This is a genomic window from Mesorhizobium sp. U510, from assembly GCF_059180695.1.
The window spans coordinates 1838559-1859630 of the sequence record NZ_CP180532.1 but is presented as its reverse complement, the minus strand read 5'-3'; the positions used below and the strand labels follow the sequence as shown (position 1 = coordinate 1859630).

Genomic DNA, 21072 nt, shown 5'->3' with positions numbered 1-21072 from the left:
TTCCGCCGCACGGCTGCCAAGGACCACGGCGTACGGACCCGCCGAATGAACTACAGGCGCGATATTGATGGCCTGCGGGCCGTTGCGGTGCTGCCCGCCGTGCTCTTCCATTTCGGCGTATCGGCCATTCCCGGCGGCTTCACCGGTGTCGATATCTTCTTCGTCATATCGGGCTATCTGATCAGCGGCAGCCTGCTCGACGATCTCGAGCGCGGCCAGTTCTCGATCGGCCGCTTTTACTGGCGCCGAGCGCGGCGCATCCTGCCGGCGCTGACCTTCGTCATCCTGCTCGCCAGTATCGCCGCCTGGTTCATCCTCCTGCCGTCGGATCTCCATGAGTACAGCCTCAGCGTGATCGCGGCCTCGACCTTCTGGTCGAACATCTATTTCTGGAAAACGACCAACTATTTCTCCATCGACGCGGAACTGCGGCCGCTTTTGCACACATGGTCGCTTTCGGTCGAGGAGCAGTATTATATCTTCGCGCCGGTCCTCGTATATCTGATCTACCGATACGCCTCGAAGCGCTGGCTGACGATATTGCTGCCGATTGCCATAGGCAGTTTTGCCCTGGCGGTCATGGCAACCACGCTGGCGCCGACCGCCGGCTTCTACCTCTTGCCGACGCGCATCTGGGAACTGGCGCTGGGCGCCATGCTGATGCTGAGAAAGCCGCCGGCGCTTGCCAGTCGTCCGCTGACTGAACTGATCGGGCTGGCCGGTTTTGGCCTGATCGCCTTCGGCTTCCTGACGATTTCGGAAAGCGATCCGTTTCCGGGCTACAATGCCCTGTTTCCCTGCATCGGAACGGCGCTGCTCATCTATGCTGGCCAGCCCCATGCGGACAGGCCGGTCCCTGTCGCCACGCAGGTGCTGCGGCTCACACCGCTGGTGTGGATCGGCCTTATCTCCTATTCGCTCTACCTCGTTCACTGGCCGATCAATTCGTTCGTCCATTATCTCTCGCTCAAGGCCATCGGCGTGCCGACGATCATGGCGATGATCGTGGCCAGCGTCGCGCTGGCGACGTTCTCGTGGAAATATGTCGAGCAGCCCTTCCGCCAGAAGCGGGCCTTCACTGCCCCCCTGCCCATCTTCGCGTTCTCGGCGACGGCGATCGCCCTGTTGTGCGTCGTCGGCTTGGCTGGTGCGCTGGGCAAGGGTTTTCCGCAGCGGTTCCCCGATTTCTCGACGGAACGGGTCCTGGTGGGTGACTGGCGCAACGGCGTCTGTTTCAACGAGGGCGGGAGCCGGATCGAGAACTGGAACCTCGCCGACTGCACGCGGACGCATGGCTTTGCCACCAATGTGCTGCTGTGGGGCGATTCCTTCGCCGCGCACTACGTATCGGGGCTGGAGGCCAATGCACAGAAGATCCAGGCCAACGTCGTCCAGTACACCTATGCCGGCTGCCCGCCCAATCTGAGCTACTTCTCCTATGCTCGGCCGGCCTGCACGCGCTTCAACGAACGGGCGCTGTCGATCATCCGCGATGCCAACATCCAGGCGGTGATCCTGAGCGGCAGATGGACCGACTACCAGGCAAGGGGCTTTGACGGCCTCCAGAAGACGGTGGACCGGCTGCGCGACATGGGCGTCAAGGTCTATGTCATCGGCCAGTCTCCGGAGTTCATCGCCGACGTCCAGAAAATCGCGTTCTTCGCAAAACGGGAGCACGCCGCGAACACATCCTGGCCGATGGCCATGGATCCGGACATCAACAAGCAGGTGTTGCCATTCGTCAAAGGGGCAACTTTCATCGACCCGTTGGCCTATCTGTGCGACCCAGCAGGCTGCTCCTATGCCGACGCCGGCACCCGGCAGTTCCTCTACTTCGACTACGGTCATTTCTCGTCCGCCGGCGCGACGCTCGCCATCTCGAAATACTGGCCAAGCTTTGCCGCCAGCAACAAGGTCGCCAAGGCAAAATAGGAATTGCGGCCAGCGCCGAGGGAGGCGAAAGAGCGTTTGTTCGAGGAACCGCTTTGCGATTGCCCGAAGGCCGAACCTCATGGTAACGAGAGCACGCGCGGGTATGATGTAATGGTAGCCTGTCAGCTTCCCAAGCTGAACGCGCGGGTTCGATTCCCGCTACCCGCTCCAGTTTGCCGCCCCGGATTTTGCCGCTGATTTGATCGGTGCCGGAACCTGCCGAAATGGCTGAGCCGGCACGAATTGGTCACGCGTAACTATCCTAGCCAATGCGCGTCTGCTTCTTGAGAAAGCCGGGCGAGGTTGTCGATGTTTCGCGGCGCCACCTTACCCGCACAGCCGCGTGGCGACGACACCGGCCACGTCGCGGTGGCCGGCCTTTTCGTCAACGGTTCGTCACAGCCAGACGCGGAGCCACACCCGCTCGCGCCAGCAACGCACATGACGGCGTCCATGGCGCCAGTAACGACGGCAAACCCGTCTCCAGCCGCGGCGCCGCCGCCTCTCTCCGTAATGGCGATCTCCGTAGTAGCGATGATGCCAACGACGGTGAGAGACCTTTTCCACTTCGAGGTCGTCATCGCCTTCGAAGACAGCCGGATCCGGCTTGTCCAGTTCATCGAGAATTCCGTTGCCCTGAGGAATACCGGCAACCGCGCGGCCGGGTCCGACTACACCCGCAAACGCTACGGCCCCCGCAACGCCCAGCATTCCAGTGAGAAACAACCGACGTTCCATCAAAACCTCCCGAGTTGTTGACATCGGCACCTCGTTCCCTCGCCCAAAACGGGCTCCAGCGAGCATGCCGATTTGGCTGAACGCGCGACTGCACTTCTTGTTCCATCACCCCACTTCGCGCAGGATGAAGTCGTGAAGCATCTTGGCGGCCGGCGACAGCGCGCGATTCCTGACCGTGATCAGGCTGTAGGGCCTGACCTCGATGTCGAATTCGGTCTGGACGACATCGATGGCGCCGGCGAGCCCGTCGGGGTTCTGGATGAATTTCGCCACCTGCACCGAGACCGGCGCGATGGCGTCGGACTGCGCGACCATGACCAGCGTCAGGAGCAGCGAACTGGTGTTGAGGATCCGGTCCGGCAGCGCGATGTTGCGGTTGAGGAAATTGCTCTCCATCGCCTGACGCAAAGGCGAGCCGCCCGACTGGAAGACCCAGTCATAGGCGGCAGTGTCTTCCAGCCGCACCACGCTGCCCCTGGTCAGCGGGTGGCCCCGACGCACGATCAGGCAGGCTTTCTCGACACCGATGACACGCGATTCGAACAGCCGCGGATTGAGATCGTCGGGGATGCGCGCAATGATGAAATCATGGCGTGAGGCGATCAGTTCGCGCGCCAGCACATTCGAGGTCTCGACCTGCATCGTGATCTCGATGCGTGGATAGATGCGGCGGATTTCGCGGATCGCCGGCACCGCCAGTTCGATCGCCGGCGCCGTCACGGCACCGAGAAACACGGAACCGCCCTTGCCCGCCTTGAGTTCGGAAATCTCGCGGTCGACCTCGCGCATCTCCAGCAGGATCGAACGCGCACGCCTGGCCAAGGCCTTGCCGTAGGGCGTCAGCGTGATGCCGCGCGGCAGCCTCTCGCACAGCTTGACCTCGAGCACCGCCTCCATCTCGGCAATCATGCGCGATGCCGCCGGCTGCGAAATGTTCATGACCTGCGCAGCCGCGCTCACCCGGCCATGATCGTCGAGCGCGACGATCATGCGCATATGACGCAGGCTGAGGCCGCTGCGCAGCAGGGTTTCGCCATCGCCCGGAGTCTCGTTGTAGCTATTTGAACCCGCAGCCGGATTCCGTAACGCCGCCATGGTTTTTTCCTGCCTCCGCTCGCGGCCCGCCGGCATTTGCCAGCAACCCGTCACGCGTCATAACATATACCACTTGCGGTATAGCAACCATCAAAGATCGCATTTGACAGTTATGGCAAAAGGGCGGCAACGTCACCGTGTTCCGAGACGCAACGGTCGCCAACGATAAAATCGTATCGATTGAAATCAGCGGCTCGGGGCCATGGGAGGATACCGGAGATCGATATGACGGCAGCAGTGCCTTGGCGCTTCTGCACGATTGCGCGGCCCGCGACCCCCGGGGTGCTGCGTCCATCAACCAGGGAGAGTTACGTGAAAATCATCAAGACACTGGCCGCAGTCGCGGCGCTTGGCATTGCTGCCATGACCTATTCGGCGCACGCGGCCGACAAGGGTCTCGTCGGCGTGCTGATGCCGACCAAGACTTCGCAGCGCTGGATCAATGACGGCGACGCCGTCAAGTCCCAGCTCGAGGCACTCGGCTACACTGTCGACCTGCAGTATGCGCAGGACGACATCCCCAACCAGCTCAGCCAGCTGGAAAACGAAATCACCAAGGGCCCGAAGGCGCTGATCATCGCCTCGATCGACGGCACCACCCTGTCGGACGCGCTGCAGAAGGCCGCTGACGCGGGCGTCGTCGTCGTCGCCTATGACCGCCTGATCAAGAAGACCGCCAATGTCGACTATTACACCACCTTCGACAATTTCGGCGTCGGCGTGATCCAGGCGAATTCGCTGGTCAAGGGTCTCAAGGAGCGCTTCCCGAACACCAAGCCGTGGAACGTCGAACTGTTCGGCGGCTCGCCCGACGACAACAATGCCTTCTTCTTCTACAATGGTGCGATTTCCGTCCTGCAGCCGCTGATCGACGACGGCTCGATCAAGATCAAGTCCGGTCAGATGGGCATGGACAAGGTCGGCACGCTGCGCTGGCTCGCCGCCACCGCCCAGGCGCGCATGGACAACCTGCTGTCGGCCAACTACTCGGACGGCAGCCGCGTCGATGGCGTTCTGTCGCCCTATGACGGCCTGTCGCGCGGCATCACCGCCTCGCTGCGCGCCGTGGGCTACGGCACGGCCGCTCAGCCCTGGCCTGTTGTGACCGGTCAGGACGCCGAGACCGCCTCGGTCAAGCTGATCATCTCGGGCGAGCAGTATTCGACCGTGTTCAAGGACACCCGCGAACTGGCCAAGTCGACCGTCGAACTGGTCGACAAGGTGCTGTCGGGCGGCAAGCCTGACGGCCTCGACACCAAGACCTACAACAACGACGTCAAGGTCGTTCCCTCGATCCTGCTGACGCCGCATGAGGTCGACAAGTCGAACTACCAGAAGCTGGTCGTCGACTCCGGCTACATCAAGGCCGAAGACCTGAAGTAATCTCTGTTATAAAATCTGGGGTCCTGCGCGACGCAGGGCCCCTTTTCGTTCACAAGCGACCCCGGTATTGTTTCTGCCGGCCTAGAGCAATTCCAGGAAAAGTGCGTAGCGCCATCCCCTGGGAATTGCGTAAAAACAAGAAAGTCTGGGAGCTTGCCCTTATGACCTCGACGATTTTGGAGATGCGCGACATCACCAAGACGTTTCCCGGCGTGAAGGCGCTGTCGAATGTCAACCTCAGCGTCGAGGAAGGCGAAATCCACGCCGTGGTCGGCGAGAACGGCGCCGGCAAGTCGACGCTGATGAAAGTGCTGTCGGGCGTCTATCCCGCGGGCACATATGACGGCCAGATCATCTTTCAAGGCCAGGAATGCCAGTTCAAAGGCATCCATGACAGCGAACACAAGGGCATCGTCATCATCCACCAGGAGCTTGCGCTGGTGCCGATGCTGTCGATTGCCGAAAACATTTTCCTCGGCAACGAACACGCCAAATACGGCGTGATCGACTGGGATGCCAACGAGGCGCGCACCAGCGCGCTGTTGAAGAAGGTGGGCCTCAAGGAGGACCCCAAGACGCTGATCACCAATATCGGCGTCGGCAAGCAGCAACTGGTCGAGATCGCCAAGGCGCTGAGCAAGGAAGTCAAGCTCCTGATCCTCGACGAGCCCACCGCATCGCTCAGCGAGAAGGACAGCCAGGCGCTGCTCGACCTTTTGCTCGAGTTCAAGCGGCAAGGCATGACCTCGATCCTGATCTCGCACAAACTCAACGAAGTGAACCGGGTCGCCGACAAGGTTACCGTCATCCGCGACGGGCGCACCATCGAGACGCTGGCCAAGAAGGATATCTCGGAAGACCGTATCATCACCTCGATGGTCGGCCGCTCGCTCGACGACCGCTATCCGCCGCGCGAACCAAAGATCGGCGAGGTCGTCTTCGAAGTGAAGAACTGGTCGGTCTATCACCCGATCCATGCCGAACGGCAGGTGATCAAGGGCATCGACATCAATGTGCGCAAGGGCGAGGTGGTCGGCATAGCCGGGCTGATGGGCGCCGGTCGCACCGAATTCGCCATGAGCCTGTTCGGCCGTTCCTATGGCCGCCGCATCACGGGCGAGGTGCTGCTCAAAGGCAAGCCGATCGATGTCTCATCCGTGAGCAAGGCGGTCGAACACGGCATCGCCTACGTGACCGAGGACCGCAAGACTTACGGTCTCAACCTGATCGACCATATCAAGCACAACATCACGCTTGCCAATCTCGGCGGCGTGTCGCGTCACAGCGTGATCGACGATCTGCGCGAACTCGCCGTTGCCAACGATTATCGCAAGAAGACCAATATCCGCGCTTCGAGCGTCTATCAGATGACGGGCAATCTTTCCGGCGGCAACCAGCAGAAGGTGGTGCTGTCGAAATGGCTGTTCGCCGACCCGGAATTGCTGATCCTCGACGAGCCGACACGCGGCATCGATGTCGGCGCCAAGTATGAAATCTATACGATCATCGCGCGTCTTGCCTCGGAGGGTAAAGCGATCGTGGTCATCTCGTCGGAAATGCCGGAATTGCTCGGCATCACCGACCGCATCTACGTCATGAACGAAGGCCGCATCGTCGGCGAAATGCCCGCGGCGGACGCAAGTCAGGAAAAAATAATGCGCGCCATCGTTCGGGGAGAAGGAAAAGCAGCATGAGCACCGACAGCGCCCCCGCCCCGCAGGGCAACATCGCCGAGGACCAGCGTCCACGCATTGCCGTCTCGGCGCTGACGACGAACCTGCGCGAATACGGTCTCATCATCGCGCTGATCGTCATCATGCTGTTCTTCCAGTTCACCACGTCGGGAACGCTGTTCAAGCCGGTCAACCTCAGCAATCTGGTGCAGCAGAACTCGTTCATCATCGTGATGGCGCTGGGCATGCTGCTGGTCATCGTTTCCGGCTATATCGACCTCAGCGTCGGCTCGGTCGCCGGTTTCATCGGCGCGCTGGCGGCAAACATGATGGTCATCTGGCAGCTCGGACCGCTCAGCAATCCGCTGGTGGTTTCAATCGTCTGCCTGGTCGTGGGCGGCCTGATCGGTGCGGCGCAAGGCTATTGGATCGCCTATCACCGGATACCGAGCTTCATCGTGACGCTGGCCGGCATGCTGATCTTCCGCGGCATCTGCCAGGCGCTGCTGGGCGGCGGCTCGTCGGTAGGCCCACTTCCGGACGGCTTCAAGGCGCTGAGCTCGGGCTTCATCCCGGACGTTATCGGCCCGCTGACGCTGATCCCGCCCACGGTGAACGCCGCCGGCAAGACCATCGTGGGCAGCGGCCTGACACTGCACATGACGACGATCGTGCTCGGCCTGATCGCCGTGGTGGCCTATGCCTATTTCGGGGTGAGGACACGACGCAAGCGCGAACGCCACGGCTATGAAGCCGAGCCCTTCCCCCTGTTCGTCGTCAAGACGCTGGTCGCCAGCGCGCTGGCGCTGTTCCTGGTCTATGAGTTCGCCAGCTACAGGGGCCTGCCGGTGGTGCTGCTCGTCATGGGCGTGCTGATCTCGCTGTTCGTCTTCGTCACCAAGCGCATGACCATCGGCCGCCGCATCTACGCCATGGGCGGCAATCCCAAGGCGGCGCAGCTGTCGGGCATCAACACCGAGCGGCTGACGCTGCTGGTGTTCATCAATATGGGCGTGCTGTCGGCGCTGGGCGGCCTGATCATCGCGGCTCGCCTTGGCCAGGCAGTGCCGGCGGCCGGTCTGGGCTCAGAGCTCGACGTCATCGCCGCCGTCTTCATCGGCGGCGCCTCAGCGATGGGCGGCGTCGGCCAGGTCATCGGCGCCGTGGTCGGTGGCTTCATCATGGGCGTGATGAACAACGGCATGTCGATCATGGGTGTCAATGTCGACTGGCAGCAGGTCGTCAAAGGCCTGGTGCTGCTCGGCGCCGTGATCTTCGACGTCTACAACAAGAACAAGGCCTGACAGGGGCAGTTCAGGAAAGCGCATCGCGGTTTTCCCACAGGAATTGCGCAGAAACAAAAATACCAGGAGCGGGCCGAACCGCTCCGGCGAGGCAACGAGGAAGGCATACGGGTCACATCGCGGCGCTGCCGGCAACCAGCCGGCGCGAAGAAGTTCCCTCAAGGAACCAGGCCCCGCGAGCGCAATCCGAACGGACAATTTCACCCGTGGCATGGGCGACGTCCCAGCCGCGCTTGGGAAGGTTTGCCGCAGCGGCAGCCATGCCAAGGCACATGAGAGAGGATTGATCATGCTGATCTCGCAGATTCTCGATGACGCCGAGACCATCCGCGTCGTTGCCCGCAATGGCGGCAAGACCCGGATCATCAACGGCGCCCGCAGCGTCTATTCGCTGGCGATGGAGGCAGCCCGCACCGGCGTCGGCCTAGCCACCCTGATCGAGCGCAAGGGGCTCGGCGAGACGGTCGATCTCGATGCCGCCTACAAGAAAGGGCGGCTGTTGTCGCCGATCAATCACCCCGATCCGGCGCATCTGCATCTCACCGGCACCGGCCTGACGCATCTCGGCTCGGCGGCGACGCGCGATTCCATGCACAAGAAGCTCAGCAGCGCCGATGGCGAGGAGCAGCTCACCGATTCCATGAAGATGTTCCGCATGGGTCTGGAGGGCGGCAAGCCCGCCAAGGGCCAGGTCGGCGTGCAGCCGGAATGGTTCTACAAGGGCAACGGCACGATGGCCGTGGCGCCGGGAGCCGCACTCCTGTCGCCGGCCTTCGCCAAGGACGCCGGCGAGGAACCCGAAATCGCCGGCATCTATGTCATCGGCGATGACGGCGCGCCCTTCCGCGTCGGCTTCACGCTGTCGAACGAATTTTCCGACCACGTGACTGAGCGGGTAAACTATCTCTTTCTCGCCCATTCCAAGCTGCGCAATGCCTCGTTCGGACCTGAGATCCTGATCGGCGACCTGCCTTCCGACATCCGCGGCACCTCGCGCATCGTGCGCGATGGTAAGACGCTTTGGGAAAAGCCGTTCCTGTCGGGCGAGGCGAACATGTCGCACACCATCGCCAATCTCGAACACCATCACTTCAAATATTCGGCGTTCCGCCAGCCGGGTGACGTGCACGTGCATATGTTCGGCACCGCGACACTGTCCTTCGCCGACGGCGTCAAGACCGAGGCCGGCGATGTGTTCGAGATCGAAGCCGGTGATTTCGGCCTGCCGCTGCGCAACCCGCTTGAGATCGAAAAGCCGGTGAGGGTGGCGGTGAAGGCGCTGTAGCGCCAGCTTCCCCTTCTCCCCTGTGGGAGAAGGTGGATCAGCGCGCAGCGCCGAGACGAATGAGGGGTGTTCCAGCGGAGTGAGGCGTTGGCGTTCCCTGGAACACCCCTCATCCGACCTCGCTTCGCGAGGCCACCTTCTCCCACAAGGGGAGAAGGAAGAGGCAGCTTCAGCCTCAATAGATATCGAAGTCGAAATACTTGGCCTGGATCTTCTTGTAGGTGCCGTCGGCGACGATCGCGTCGATGGCCGTGTTGAGCTTGTCGCGCAAGGCGGTGTCGTCCAGGCGCACGGCGATGCCGGCTTGCGTTTCCGTGCCCTTGACGTCGCCGACCAGCTTGCAGCAGCCGTCGCTTGCCTTCTTCAGCCAGTCCACCAGCACGAACTTGTCCGAGATCACGGCATCAAGCCGGCCGTTGGTCAGGTCGGTGATCGCTTCTTCCTGGGTTGGGTAGAGCTTTGCCTCGGCACCTGCCTTGCCATAGGTGTTCTGGGCATAGTCGGCCTGCGTGGTCGAAGCCTGGGCGCCGACCGTCTTGCCGGCCAGGGCCGCCGGGTCGGCCGACGTCAGATCGCTGTCCTTCGGCGCCACCAGCGCGAGCGGGGTGGTGTAGTATTTGTTGGTGAAGGCGACCTGCTTCTTGCGCTCTTCGGTGATGCTCATCGAGGCGATGATGGCGTCGAACTTCTTGGCCTGCAGGGCGGGGATGATGCCGTCCCAGTCCTGGGTGACGATCTCGCACTCGACCTTCATCTGAGCACACAGCGCATTGGCGATGTCGATGTCGAAACCGACAACCTTGCCGTCCGAGGTGATGGTGTTGAACGGCGGATAGGCGCCCTCGGTGCCGATCTTCAATTTCTCGGCAGCTTGCGCCGACAGAGAGCCGGCGGCCATCGCCAACAGGGCGGCGCCTGCGGCCGACAGTATCCATTTCGAGATCTGCATTTTCTTGTCCCCTTGAGCGCCGCCATCTCGACGGCCGACAAGCCAGCCAAGCATGATGTACCGGCGCAGGCAAGTATCTTGCCTGGCGGCAACACCGGGGTTCAGCGCGCAGCGCGGAAATGCTTGGAGAGCTTCAGGCCCTGTGCCTGGTAGTTGGAGCCGAGAGCGGTGCCGTAGAGGGCCTGCGGCCGCTTCAGCATGTGCTCGTAGACCAGCCGGCCGACGATCTGGCCATGGTCGAGGATGAACGGCACCTCGTGGCTGCGCACTTCAAGCACGGCCCGGCTGCCGGTGCCACCGGCCGCCGAATGGCCGAAGCCCGGATCGAAGAAGCCGGCATAATGGACGCGAAATTCGCCGACCAGCGGGTCGAAGGGCGTCATCTCGGCGGCGTAGAGCGGCGGCACATGCACCGCCTCCTGGCTGACGAGGATGTAGAATTCGTCTGGATCGAGCACCAGTTCGCCGGCGCCGCTCTTGTGGATCGGTTCCCAGAAATCGACGACATCCTGGGCGGCGCGCTTGTCGACATCGACGAGGCCGGTGTGATGCTTGCCGCGATAGCCGACCAGCCCTTCACTGTTGCCCATGAGATCGATCGACAGCGCGATGCCACCGCCCGAAATATTCGGCGGCTCGGTGGCGACCAGCATCTGCGCGCGGTGCAATTCATGCAATTCGGTCTCCGAGAGCAGCGCGTTGCCGGTGCGGAAGCGGATTTGCGACAGGCGCGAACCGGTGCGCACGACGATCGGAAAGGTGCGCGGGCTGACTTCCAGATAGAGCGGACCGTTGTAGCCGGCGGCGATCTTGTCGAACTCGTGGCCACGGTCGGTCATGACACGGGTGAAAATGTCGAGCCGCCCGGTCGAACTCTTCGGATTGGCCGAGGCCGAAATGTCCGCCGGCAATGCCAGGCTTTCAAGCAAGGGCACGATATAGACGCAGCCGGTCTCCAGCACCGCGCCCTCGGCAAGATTGATTTCGTGCAGTTGCAGCCGGTCGAGCTTTTCCGAAACCCTGTGATTGGGACCCGGCAGGAACGAGGCCCGCACCCGCCAGGCCTTGTCGCCGAGCCGCAGATCAAGGCTCGCCGGCTGGATCTGGTCGGCGTCGAGCGCGCGCGGCGACTTCAGCGCGCCGGACTGGAACAGCGCCGAGATGTCCTGATCGGGAAGAATGCCTGTCTGCCGCAAGGCTCCGCTCCTAGGCCAGACGAATTTCCTGCCAACAGGTTCTCGCCGGAAAACATGGAACATTCTTGCGGAACCTGCCTGGTACAAACCTCTTAATGAAGCCGGCAATTGACGCAAGCGTGGTACGGGTCTAAAGGGTCGTTATCCCGTGGTGATTTGGCCGGTCGGCTTGCAGCCACGTTAAACAAGTCGCTAAAGGACCGTTGGCCGCGAGGCCGTATGGACCGGTTGCGACTTTCGCGGCCGGTTTTTTTGTGTCTGGAACAAAGCGATGAGCAACAAGAAGCGCAACTGGAAGCCTCAGACAGCCCTCGTGCATAGCGGAACCCTGCGTTCCGGCTTCGGCGAGACCTCCGAGGCAATGTACCTGACCCAGGGCTATGTCTATCAAACGGCGCAAGCCGCCGAAGCCCGTTTTAAGGGCGAGGAACCCGGTTTCATCTATTCGCGCTACGCCAATCCGACCGTCGACATGTTCGAAAAGCGCATGTGCGCGCTGGAAGGCGCGGAAGACGCACGCGCCACGGCATCGGGCATGGCGGCCGTGACAGCGGCGCTTCTGTGCAGCGTCAAGGCCGGGGACCATATCGTGGCGGCGCGCGCGCTGTTCGGCTCCTGCCGCTGGGTGGTCGAGACGCTGGCACCGCGCTACGGCATCGAGGCGACGCTGGTCGACGGCACCGATATCGCCAACTGGGAAAAGGCGGTCAGGCCCAACACCAAGCTGTTCTTCCTGGAAAGCCCGACCAACCCGACGCTGGAAGTGGTCGACATCGCCGCTGTGGCTGCGCTCGCCAACTCGATCGGCGCGCGGCTTGTCGTCGACAATGTCTTTGCCACGCCACTGCAGCAGAAGCCGTTGCAGCTCGGCGCGCATATCGTCGTCTATTCGGCAACCAAGCACATCGACGGCCAGGGCCGCTGTCTCGGCGGCGTGATCCTGTCGGACAAGAAGTGGATCGACGAGAATTTGCATGATTATTTCCGCCACACCGGCCCCAGCCTGTCGCCCTTCAACGCCTGGACGCTGCTGAAGGGCCTGGAGACGCTGCCGCTGCGCGTGCGCCAGCAGACGGAGAGCGCCGGCAAGATCGCAGATTTCCTCGCCGAGCAGCCGCAGATCGCCCGCGTCATCTATCCCGGCCGCGCCGACCATCCGCAGGCCGCGATCGTCAAGAAGCAGATGTCGGGCGGCTCGACGCTGATCTGCCTCGACGTCAAGGGCGGCAAGCAGGCGGCCTTCGCCCTGCAGAACGCGCTCGACATCGTGCTGATCTCCAACAATCTCGGCGACGCCAAGAGCCTGATCACCCATCCGGCGACGACCACGCACAAGAACTTGAGCGACGAGGCGCGCGCCGAACTCGGCATCGGGCCAGGAACGCTCAGGCTGTCGGTCGGCCTGGAGGATACCGATGACCTTCTGGAAGACATCGCGCAGGCTCTCAAGGCCGCTAAATAGAGGGTCGTCGAGGTAGGTCGTCCGCGCCGCGATCAGGCGCGCGACGACGCCTCTTCCAGTTCGGCCGCCTTGGTGCCGATGGTCATCGCATTGCCGCGCCAGTCGACGGCGCCGCCGAGCCAGCCGCGCCCCCACATGGTTGGAAGCAGCAAGTCCCGCGCAATCATCGCCGCGACCGTGCGCGGCGAAAGGTGCCAGCCCTTGGACCAGGCCAGGGCGCATTCCGGGAGATAAAAGGCCGCCAGCACGGCGATGGCCGTCAGCGGCAGGCTGAAGCCGGCGCTTGCCGCCGCAACCAGCGCAAGCGCCAGCGGCACCACCGCGCCGGTCAGGATTTCCGGCGCGAAGAACCGTGGGAAGGTGACGCGGCGCAAGCGCGCCCAGCGGGCCTGGCGCGACCAGATCGTGCCAAGCGTGCGTCGGCCAAGCGGCTGCTCGAAGGGTGCCGCGACGAGATTGACGCGCAGGCCAAGCCCACTGACCAGCTTGGTCGCGGCGGCGTCTTCGGCGATTGCGGCGGCCAGCGCGCGGATGCCGCCATTGGCATCCAGCATCGGCTTGTTCCACAACATGCTCTTGCCCTGGGCAAAGCCAAGGCCGAGCGCCTCGCCGGCATATTGCCAGCGCGCCTGCAGCGTGTTGAGGAAGGCGCATTCGACCTCGGCCCAGAAGCCCTCCGGCCGCGAACCGATCGGTGTCGAGCAGACAAGGCCGGTGTCCGGCCGCCACGCCGCCATCAGATGCTGGACGTAGTCTCTCGGCATCAGCACGTTGGAGTCGGCCAGGACAACCCAATTGTGCCGCGCGGCTTCCCAGCCCTTGACGCAATTGTTGAGCTTGGGATTGGCGCTGACGCGGTCGTCGCCGATCAACAGCCGGGCCGGCACTTTTGGAAAGCGGCCAATGGCGGCACGGATCAGCCTGACCACTGGGTCGTCTCCATGAGCGACGCAGAAGATCAGCTCGTAGCGGGGCCAGTCTAGCGAGAAGGCGCGCTCCAGCGTCTCCTGCGTGAACGGCTCGACGCCGCGCGAGGGTATGACAATCGATACCGGCGGTTTGCCGGCCGGCGGTGCGATCGTCGTGCGCCGTCTCAGCTGTGAGGCGGCGAGAAGGATACTTGCAGTGTTTGAAAGGATAAGAGCAGTCGAAAGCGAGGCGGCTATGAGAGCGAGTTCCATCGAGATCTGGTCACTCCAGAAGAGACGGCCCGCATCGTGGCCGTTTTCAACAGTTCGACAGAGCGCCGAGTCGCCCGGTTCGTGCACACCACCATTGTCATGTGTCACTTAAATGACATTCTTTGCCGGCACCTGCGTTTCAAGACGAGGCGCGACAAGACGCGCACGTTGACCTGCTCGCCGGGAGCGCCGAAAGGTTCTGTTGGTTTGAGCATGATCTTTTCCGAAAACCGGTTCCCACTTTTCGGGATCATGCTCTAGATTGTTTTGGAGCCGCTTATGTACCGCGCCGTCACGCGCAAAATCGAAGTGCAGGTCAGGCCGTTCTATCTCGAGGACCGCTCCGATCCTTCCGAGAACCGCTATGTCTGGGGCTATCAGATAACGATCGACAACCAGTCGGACGAATTCGTGCAGCTTCTGTCGCGCTATTGGCACATCACCGACGGTGCCGGCCGAGTCGAGGAAGTGCGCGGCCCGGGCGTCGTCGGCGACCAGCCCGAACTCAATCCCGGCGACAGCTATCAATACACGTCCGGCTGCCCGCTCTCGACGCCCTCAGGCATCATGGTCGGGCACTATACGATGCGCAACAAGCGCGGCGAGACCTTCGACATCGCCATCCCGGCGTTCTCGCTGGATCTGCCGGGGACGCGGCGGACGGTGAATTAGCGTCCTTCTCCCCGTTCCACGGGGAGAAGGAATGGCTTTACTGTGCGGCAAATTCCGCCGGATCGAAGTCGTACTGTGTCGAGCAGAATTCGCAGGCGACGTGGATGCCGCCATCCTCGGTGCTGTCCTCGATCTCCTGCGCGGAGAAGCCCTCGAGGATGCCGCGGATCTTGTCGCGCGAGCATGAGCACTGGTCGGCCACGGGAACGCCGCCGAAGACGCGTACGCCATGCTCGTGGAACAGGCGATAAAGCAGCCGTTCGGCACCGATCGTCGGGTCGATCAACTCGGTCGGCTCGATCGTGCCGAGCAGCGCCAGCAATTCCTGCCAGGAATTGTCCGTGGGATCATGGATCTCCTCGCGTGGATCGCCGTCGCCGCCGTGCAGGTCCGGAACGCGCATGCGCTCGGGCGATTGCGGCAGGAACTGCGCCAGGATGCCGCCGGCGCGCCACTGCTCGCGCGCCCCGCCGACGCCTGGCGTCAACAGCTTGGCGACCGAGAGCCTGATATCCGTCGGGATCTGCTCCGACTGGCGGAAATAGGTGCGCGCCGCGTCTTCCAGGGTTTCGCCATCGAGCTGGACGATGCCCTGATAGCGCTGCGTATGGGCGCCCTGGTCGATGGTCAGTGCCAGCACGCCGCCGCCGAGCAGCGTCTGCTGGGACGTTTCGCCTGCGGCGACCAGCGCCTCGAGCCTATCGGCATCGAAGCGCGCATAGGCGCGCAGCGCCGACGGCGTGGTGAAATCCGCCACCAGCATGTCGACCGGCCCATCGGTGCGGGTCTGCAGGATGAACTTGCCCTCGAATTTGAGCGAGGTGCCGAGCAGCACCGTCAGTACACAGGCTTCCGCCAGCAGGCGGGCGACCGGCTCGGGATAATCGTGGCGGCTGAGAATGGCGTCGAGCATCGGCCCGAGCTGCACGGTACGGCCGCGCACGTCGAGCGGGCCGACCTCAAAGGGCACGACATGATCGTCGCCGGCATAGCCGAACTCGCCGAGTTTGGGGTGATGTTCAGTCACTTGATGCGTTTCCAACATGACAAAGCTCCAGGGCGCGGCCATGCCGCCCCCTGGGGTGCATGCGTCCAAACGCGCTTGATTTGCGTGATGCGGCGCAGATAGGCATCGCGCCCCCGCAGATCAAGCGCCCGGACCTTTCAAACTCCAAGCCACCTCAAGCCCCAAGACACTTCAAGCCCCAAGACACCAGGCAAGCACCGCCTTCTGGGCGTGGAGCCGGTTCTCGGCCTCGTCGAAGACCACCGAATGGGGTCCGTCGATAACCTCGTCGGTCACTTCCTCACCGCGATGCGCCGGCAGACAGTGCATGAACAGCGCATCCGGCTTGGCATGCGCCATCAGCTTGGCATTGACCTGGTAGGGCGAGAACACGTTATGGCCGCGGGCGCGATGCTCCTGGCCCATCGACACCCAGCAATCGGTGACGACACAGTCGGCCTGCTCGACGGCTTCCTCGGGCGAGCGGGTGAAGTGGAGCTTCCCGCCATGGGCCTTGGACCAGTCGATATGCTTCTGCGCCGGCTCGCTGCCTTCCGGCACGGCGACGTTGAGGTTGAAGCGGAACCGCGCCGAGGCTTCGAGCAGCGAATGCAGCACATTGTTGCCGTCGCCGGTCCAGGCGATGGTCTTGCCGGCCACCGGACCGCGATGCTCCTCGAAGGTCATGATGTCGGCCATCAGCTGGCACGGATGGGTGTCATCCGTCAGCCCGTTGATCACCGGAACCGTGGCGTTCTCGGTCAGCTCCAGCAGCCGCTCATGCGAGGTGGTGCGGATCATGATCGCGTCGACATAGCGCGACAACACCTTGGCGGTGTCGGCGATGGTCTCGGAGCGGCCAAGCTGCATTTCGGTGCCGGTCAGCATGATGGTCTCGCCGCCGAGCTGGCGCATGCCGACATCGAAGGAGACGCGCGTGCGCGTCGACGGCTTGTCGAAGATCATCGCCAGCACCTTGCCTTCGAGCGGCCGGGTGCGCTCGCCGGCCTTGAGGCGCGCCTTTCGCACCACCGCGTCGTCGAGCATGACGCGCAGGTCGCCCTCGGAAACGGTGGAAAGATCGGTGAAATGGCGAACTGACATCAGCAATTTTCCGGAATTACTTCGCGGCGGCCACGGCGATGGCATCCGCCAGGCCTTTGGCACCGGCGCGGATGCGGTTGAGCGCTTCGTGGATCTCGGCGTCCGTGACGGTGAGCGGCGGCAGCAGGCGAATGACGTTGTCGCCGGCCGGAACCGCCAGCAAATGCTGGTCGCGCAGTGCCATGTTCACCTTGTTGTTGGGCATGGCGCATTTGAGGCCAAGCATGAGGCCGGTGCCGCGGATGTCTTCGATGACATCGGGAAACTCGTCGGCGATCGCCGCCAGACCTTGCTTCATCAGCAATGCCTTGCGCTGGACGTCTTCGAGGAAGCCGTCTTCGAGCACCACGTCGAGCACGGCATTGCCGACGGCCATGGCCAACGGATTGCCGCCAAATGTGGTGCCGTGCACGCCAGCCGTCATGCCGACAGCTGCTTCGTCGGTTGCAAGGCAAGCGCCCATCGGGAAGCCGCCGCCAATGCCTTTGGCGATCGCCATGATGTCGGGCGCAACACCTGACCATTCATGCGCGAACAGCTTTCCGGTGCGGCCAATGCCGCACTGGACCTCGTCATAGATCAACAACCGGCCGTGCTGGTCGCAAAGCTGCCGCAGCCGCTTCAGGGACTGCGTCGGGACCGGGCGGATGCCGCCCTCGCCCTGCACCGGTTCGATCAGGATCGCGGCGGTTTCCGGCGTGATCGCCTTCTCGGCGGCATCGATGTCGTCGAAGCCGACCTGGTCGAAGCCTTCGACCTTGGGGCCGAAGCCTTCAAGGTATTTGTACTGGCCGCCGGCCGCGATGGTCGCCAGCGTGCGGCCATGGAAGGCGCCTTCGAAGGTGATGACGCGGAAGCGCTCGGGATGCCCCTTGACGAAATGGTAGCGCCGCGCCGTCTTGATCGCGCATTCCAGCGCCTCGGCGCCGGAGTTGGTGAAGAACACCTTGTCGGCGAATGTGGCATCGGCCAGGCGCTCGCCAAGCCGGCTCTGCCCGGGAATCTCGTAGAGATTGGAGACGTGCCACAGCTTCGCCGCCTGCTCGGTCAGCGCCGCGACCAGATGCGGATGGCTGTGGCCGAGCGAATTGACCGCGATGCCGCCGGCGAAATCGAGATATCGCTCGCCCTTGTCGGTAACCAGCCAGGTGCCTTCCCCGTGGTCGAAAGCCAGGGGAGCGCGAGCAAAGGTCTCGTAAAGCGCCGAACCGCTCATTATATGCGTCTCCGGTACCGGAAAATCAAAAAAGCCGCCAAAGCGGCGGCCTTGTGCGGCTTATCGTGTTTTTCGGCCATGAAGTCAACGAAAACGTCGCGTAGTGGCACGCGGCAAGCCCCCTGACGAGACGCCGGCTCACAAGCGACCGGGCAAGTTGGGGAAAACCGAAAAAACCGATTCGTGTTGCACTTGGGACTCTTGTCACCGAGTTTGCGCATAAGGTAATTGTAGTCGAGAAATAACTAGATTTCGTGCGGCGGACCTAATCACCAGGTATATGTGGTGTCTGCCCCAGCAGTGGTGCTGGGTCGGGAAAGGATTCTGATTGCCGCACGCTTAGCAGGAGCGCGGTCTCATGAACTGGACTGACGAGCGGGTCGAACTTCTCAGAAAATTGTGGTCGGAGGGTCTGAGCGCAAGCCAGATTGCTGCCCAGCTTGGAGGGGTGAGCCGAAATGCCGTCATCGGCAAGGTGCACCGTCTGAAGCTGTCGGGCCGCGGCCGCGCAACGGCGACGCCGGCACGCCAGAAGAAGACGACACAGGGCTCGACCGTTCAGAAATCGGTGGCGCGCGCCGCGAGCACGGCTCGCCACGTCACGACATCGATCGGCGCGACCGCCCTTCAGACGCAATTCGACGCCGAGCCGGTGGCGCGGCACTATATCCGCCCGGTCGAGAATGTCGTGGTACCGATCTCACGGCATCTGCAGCTCGTCGAGCTGACCGAGCGGACCTGCAAATGGCCGAACGGCGATCCGCTGTCGGAGGACTTCAACTTCTGCGGCAACGAGGCCGCCGAAACGGGGCCCTACTGCAAATATCATGCTCGCGTGGCGTTCCAGCCGGCGGCGGAGCGGCGGCGGAATCGATAGGTAGGGAATAGGCAGTGGGGATTGGGCAGTAGGACAATACTGCCTGTATGCCTTGGGCGGCGCTCGCGAGGCGCTTCTTAGCCTACTGCCTACTGCCTACTGCCTACTGCCTACCCTCACAGCCAGCCATTCTTGCGAAACCGCCAGTAAAGAAACGCGCAGATCGTCGCGATGGTGGCCAGCACGATCGGGTAGCCATACTCCATCTTCAGTTCCGGCATGTCGGTGAAGTTCATGCCATAGATGCCGGCGAATGCCGTCGGCACCGCCAGTATGGCCGCCCATGAGGCGAGTTTCTTGGAAATCGCGGTTTCCTGGCTCTGACCGACCAGCAGGCTCGCCTCGAAGGCGAAGGCCAGCACCTCGCGCAGGCTGTCGATCTTTTCCTGGACGGTGCGGATGTGGTCGGTCACGTCGCGAAACAGCGGGTGCATGGCTGAATGGATCTGCGGCAGGTCGGCGCTGGTCAGGCGGCGGCAGACCTCCACCAGCGGAAGTGCCGCATTGCGCAGGCGCAGCAGATCGCGGCGCAGCATGTAGAGTCGCTCGATATCAGGACCGGTCATCGGCTTCAAAAGCACCCGGTCCTCGATCACCTCGACCTCGTCCTCTATCTGCTCGAGCACCGGCATGTAGTTGTCGACGATGAAATCGAGAATGGCGTAGAGGACGAAATCCTCGCCCTTGGCCAGCGAATGCGGACAGCTTTCCCAGTGCTGACGCACGGCGGCGTAGGAGGTCGACGGGCCGTGCCTGACGCTGACGATGTAGCCCGAGCCGACGAACAGATGCGTCTCGCCGAAAGTCACCCGTCCTTCGATCAATTGCGCGGTGCGGGCGACGATGAACAGCGCATCGCCATATTGCTCGATCTTCGGCCGCTGGTGCGGATGCTCGGCATCCTCGATCGCCAGCTCGTGCAGATGGAACTGCGCCTGGACACGCAACAAAAGCTCGCGATCCGGTTCGAGCAGCCCGATCCAGACGACATGTCCCGATTTCTTGGCCCATTCGCCGGCTTCCTCGATCGGAATGTCGGCGATGCGCCGCCCGGCCGTGTAGACACTGGAGGCGATGATGCCTGATGTCGGCGCCGCGGGCTTGAACTCTCGGACATATTCCATCGCGGCCTCCTGAAGCAGGCCCCTTATAAAGGCCTGAGAAGCTTAACGCCGGGATAGTTTAGCGCAATATGATCTGGCGTTCGAGAGGATGAACGTTCATTTCGCCGGAAGCGGCGCCGAAAGGCTGATCTTGTCGGTCTTGTCGCCTTTCGGCCGCTCGGCCGGCATCTGGTCGCCGGTGACGATGTAATAGATGGTCTCGGCGATGTTGGTGGCATGATCGCCGATGCGCTCGATGTTCTTGGCGCAGAACAGAAGATGCGTGCAGGGCGTGATGTTGCGCGGATCTTCCATCATGTAGGTCAGCAATTCGCGAAACAGCGACGTGTACATGGCATCGATCTGATCGTCACGGTCGCGCACGAAGCTGATCTTGTCGACTGAGCGCGATGCGTAGACGTCGAGAACTTCCTTGAGCTGGGTCAGCGCCAAATTGGCCAGGGCCTCCAGGCCGCGAAACAGGCTGGTCGGCTGGCGGCCGTCGGTGACGGCGACCACCCGCTTGGCCACGTTCTTGCCGAGGTCGCCGACCCGTTCGAGGTCGGCCGAAATGCGGATGGCGCCGACGATCTCGCGCAGGTCCGTCGCCATCGGCTGGCGCTTGGCGATGATGATGATCGCCTTGTCGTCGATCTCGCGCTGCCCCTCATCCAGGACTGCATCGTCGTTGATGACCTTCTGGGCCAGCCCCGGATCGGCATTGACGAGAGCGGCGACCGCCTGTTCGACCATGCGCTCGGCATGACCGCCCATCGCCGCAATGCGCTTCGACAGATATTTCAGCTCCTCGTCAAAGGCGCTCATTATGTGCACGGACTGCATGGATGAAATGCCTTCCCACGGGTTCTTGAGTCGTTTCCTCGAATCCCCGCTGA

The 21072-nt window shown here is 62.7% G+C and carries 18 protein-coding genes, 1 tRNA gene and 1 riboswitch; of the genes, 10 read left to right on the top strand and 9 right to left on the bottom strand.

What is annotated here, in order from left to right; genetic code table 11:
- The first annotated feature begins 45 nt into the window (after positions 1-45).
- The 3 genes from ACLGL5_RS10920 to ACLGL5_RS10910 all read left to right on the top strand — a co-directional run bounded on the left by ACLGL5_RS10920 (position 46) and on the right by ACLGL5_RS10910 (position 2691).
- The gene (locus ACLGL5_RS10920; RefSeq protein ID WP_069090965.1) at positions 46-1932 is read left to right on the top strand and encodes an acyltransferase family protein; all 1887 of its coding nucleotides are present in this window, start codon (positions 46-48) and stop codon (positions 1930-1932) included.
- Between the two features lie 97 nt (positions 1933-2029).
- A tRNA-Gly gene (locus tag ACLGL5_RS10915) sits at positions 2030-2103 on the top strand.
- Between the two features lie 138 nt (positions 2104-2241).
- Positions 2242-2691, top strand: coding sequence for a hypothetical protein (locus ACLGL5_RS10910; RefSeq protein WP_069090964.1), 450 nt, complete (start codon positions 2242-2244; stop codon positions 2689-2691).
- A gap of 84 nt (positions 2692-2775) precedes the next feature.
- Here the strand turns inward: ACLGL5_RS10910 and ACLGL5_RS10905 are convergent, their stop codons facing one another.
- Positions 2776-3765, bottom strand: a complete 990-nt coding sequence (locus ACLGL5_RS10905) for a LysR family transcriptional regulator (protein ID WP_038652073.1) — start codon at positions 3763-3765, stop codon at positions 2776-2778.
- Between the two features lie 312 nt (positions 3766-4077).
- On the opposite strand from ACLGL5_RS10905, the gene chvE reads away from it, so the two are divergent.
- The 4 genes from chvE to araD1 all read left to right on the top strand — a co-directional run bounded on the left by chvE (position 4078) and on the right by araD1 (position 9410).
- A complete protein-coding gene (gene chvE, locus ACLGL5_RS10900; RefSeq protein WP_010913404.1) occupies positions 4078-5148 on the top strand; it encodes a multiple monosaccharide ABC transporter substrate-binding protein in 1071 nt (356 codons plus the stop codon).
- A gap of 161 nt (positions 5149-5309) precedes the next feature.
- Complete coding sequence (gene mmsA, locus ACLGL5_RS10895) at positions 5310-6842, top strand: multiple monosaccharide ABC transporter ATP-binding protein (protein ID WP_038644461.1); 1533 nt, start codon at positions 5310-5312, stop codon at positions 6840-6842.
- Positions 6839-8125 (top strand): multiple monosaccharide ABC transporter permease, encoded by a 1287-nt coding sequence (gene mmsB / locus ACLGL5_RS10890; protein ID WP_019863148.1) that lies wholly within the window; start codon positions 6839-6841, stop codon positions 8123-8125. The genes mmsA and mmsB overlap by 4 nt, the downstream gene beginning before the upstream one ends.
- A gap of 289 nt (positions 8126-8414) precedes the next feature.
- A complete protein-coding gene (araD1, locus tag ACLGL5_RS10885) occupies positions 8415-9410 on the top strand; it encodes an AraD1 family protein (protein ID WP_038652072.1) in 996 nt (331 codons plus the stop codon).
- Between the two features lie 175 nt (positions 9411-9585).
- On the opposite strand, the gene ACLGL5_RS10880 is transcribed toward araD1, so the two are convergent.
- Together ACLGL5_RS10880 and ACLGL5_RS10875 are read right to left on the bottom strand one after the other, a co-directional pair.
- Entirely contained in the window at positions 9586-10359 is a 774-nt protein-coding gene (locus ACLGL5_RS10880) for an ABC transporter substrate-binding protein (protein WP_069090963.1), read from the bottom strand.
- Between the two features lie 101 nt (positions 10360-10460).
- Positions 10461-11555, bottom strand: coding sequence for a 2'-deoxycytidine 5'-triphosphate deaminase (locus ACLGL5_RS10875; RefSeq protein ID WP_069090962.1), 1095 nt, complete (start codon positions 11553-11555; stop codon positions 10461-10463).
- A gap of 138 nt (positions 11556-11693) precedes the next feature.
- Positions 11694-11771: riboswitch (SAM riboswitch) on the top strand.
- Positions 11772-11826: 55 nt separating this feature from the next.
- Between ACLGL5_RS10875 and ACLGL5_RS10870 the strand changes: the two genes are divergently transcribed.
- Positions 11827-13017 carry an O-succinylhomoserine sulfhydrylase gene (locus ACLGL5_RS10870; protein ID WP_019863144.1) on the top strand — a complete coding sequence of 397 codons (1191 nt, stop codon included), beginning with the start codon at positions 11827-11829 and terminating at the stop codon, positions 13015-13017.
- 32 nt (positions 13018-13049) lie between these two features.
- Here the strand turns inward: ACLGL5_RS10870 and ACLGL5_RS10865 are convergent, their stop codons facing one another.
- Positions 13050-14198 (bottom strand): ceramide glucosyltransferase, encoded by a 1149-nt coding sequence (locus ACLGL5_RS10865; RefSeq protein WP_069093264.1) that lies wholly within the window; start codon positions 14196-14198, stop codon positions 13050-13052.
- Positions 14199-14477: 279 nt separating this feature from the next.
- On the opposite strand from ACLGL5_RS10865, the gene apaG reads away from it, so the two are divergent.
- Positions 14478-14870, top strand: a complete 393-nt coding sequence (gene apaG / locus ACLGL5_RS10860; protein WP_019863142.1) for a Co2+/Mg2+ efflux facilitator ApaG/CorD — start codon at positions 14478-14480, stop codon at positions 14868-14870.
- Positions 14871-14907: 37 nt separating this feature from the next.
- On the opposite strand, the gene ACLGL5_RS10855 is transcribed toward apaG, so the two are convergent.
- The 3 genes from ACLGL5_RS10855 to ACLGL5_RS10845 form a co-directional block, all read right to left on the bottom strand.
- Entirely contained in the window at positions 14908-15939 is a 1032-nt protein-coding gene (locus tag ACLGL5_RS10855; RefSeq protein WP_081296126.1) for an Hsp33 family molecular chaperone, read from the bottom strand.
- A 129-nt stretch (positions 15940-16068) separates the two neighbouring features.
- Complete coding sequence (gene argF, locus ACLGL5_RS10850) at positions 16069-16980, bottom strand: ornithine carbamoyltransferase (protein WP_064984661.1); 912 nt, start codon at positions 16978-16980, stop codon at positions 16069-16071.
- A 16-nt stretch (positions 16981-16996) separates the two neighbouring features.
- On the bottom strand, positions 16997-18196 hold the full coding sequence (locus tag ACLGL5_RS10845) for an aspartate aminotransferase family protein (protein WP_069090961.1): 1200 nt from the start codon (positions 18194-18196) through the stop codon (positions 16997-16999).
- 358 nt (positions 18197-18554) lie between these two features.
- Between ACLGL5_RS10845 and ACLGL5_RS10840 the strand changes: the two genes are divergently transcribed.
- Positions 18555-19073 (top strand): GcrA family cell cycle regulator, encoded by a 519-nt coding sequence (locus tag ACLGL5_RS10840; RefSeq protein ID WP_019863137.1) that lies wholly within the window; start codon positions 18555-18557, stop codon positions 19071-19073.
- A 116-nt stretch (positions 19074-19189) separates the two neighbouring features.
- Here ACLGL5_RS10840 and ACLGL5_RS10835 read toward each other — a convergent pair whose 3' ends face one another.
- Both ACLGL5_RS10835 and phoU read right to left on the bottom strand, forming a co-directional pair.
- Positions 19190-20197 carry a magnesium and cobalt transport protein CorA gene (locus tag ACLGL5_RS10835; protein ID WP_010913391.1) on the bottom strand — a complete coding sequence of 336 codons (1008 nt, stop codon included), beginning with the start codon at positions 20195-20197 and terminating at the stop codon, positions 19190-19192.
- Between the two features lie 96 nt (positions 20198-20293).
- The gene (phoU, locus tag ACLGL5_RS10830) at positions 20294-21019 is read right to left on the bottom strand and encodes a phosphate signaling complex protein PhoU (RefSeq protein WP_019863136.1); all 726 of its coding nucleotides are present in this window, start codon (positions 21017-21019) and stop codon (positions 20294-20296) included.
- Between the last annotated feature and the right edge of the window lie 53 nt (positions 21020-21072).

Coding starts and splice junctions, on each gene's coding strand:
- argF (WP_064984661.1), bottom strand. CDS start 16,980: ATGTCAGTTCGCCATTTCACCGATCTTTCCACCGTTTCCGAGGGCGAC.
- ACLGL5_RS10840 (WP_019863137.1), top strand. CDS start 18,555: ATGAACTGGACTGACGAGCGGGTCGAACTTCTCAGAAAATTGTGGTCG.
- ACLGL5_RS10855 (WP_081296126.1), bottom strand. CDS start 15,939: ATGGCCGCGCCCTGGAGCTTTGTCATGTTGGAAACGCATCAAGTGACT.
- apaG (WP_019863142.1), top strand. CDS start 14,478: ATGTACCGCGCCGTCACGCGCAAAATCGAAGTGCAGGTCAGGCCGTTC.
- mmsA (WP_038644461.1), top strand. CDS start 5,310: ATGACCTCGACGATTTTGGAGATGCGCGACATCACCAAGACGTTTCCC.
- ACLGL5_RS10870 (WP_019863144.1), top strand. CDS start 11,827: ATGAGCAACAAGAAGCGCAACTGGAAGCCTCAGACAGCCCTCGTGCAT.
- ACLGL5_RS10835 (WP_010913391.1), bottom strand. CDS start 20,197: ATGGAATATGTCCGAGAGTTCAAGCCCGCGGCGCCGACATCAGGCATC.
- ACLGL5_RS10905 (WP_038652073.1), bottom strand. CDS start 3,765: ATGGCGGCGTTACGGAATCCGGCTGCGGGTTCAAATAGCTACAACGAG.
- ACLGL5_RS10880 (WP_069090963.1), bottom strand. CDS start 10,359: ATGCAGATCTCGAAATGGATACTGTCGGCCGCAGGCGCCGCCCTGTTG.
- ACLGL5_RS10910 (WP_069090964.1), top strand. CDS start 2,242: ATGTTTCGCGGCGCCACCTTACCCGCACAGCCGCGTGGCGACGACACC.
- mmsB (WP_019863148.1), top strand. CDS start 6,839: ATGAGCACCGACAGCGCCCCCGCCCCGCAGGGCAACATCGCCGAGGAC.
- ACLGL5_RS10865 (WP_069093264.1), bottom strand. CDS start 14,198: ATGGAACTCGCTCTCATAGCCGCCTCGCTTTCGACTGCTCTTATCCTT.
- araD1 (WP_038652072.1), top strand. CDS start 8,415: ATGCTGATCTCGCAGATTCTCGATGACGCCGAGACCATCCGCGTCGTT.
- ACLGL5_RS10920 (WP_069090965.1), top strand. CDS start 46: ATGAACTACAGGCGCGATATTGATGGCCTGCGGGCCGTTGCGGTGCTG.
- ACLGL5_RS10845 (WP_069090961.1), bottom strand. CDS start 18,196: ATGAGCGGTTCGGCGCTTTACGAGACCTTTGCTCGCGCTCCCCTGGCT.
- phoU (WP_019863136.1), bottom strand. CDS start 21,019: ATGCAGTCCGTGCACATAATGAGCGCCTTTGACGAGGAGCTGAAATAT.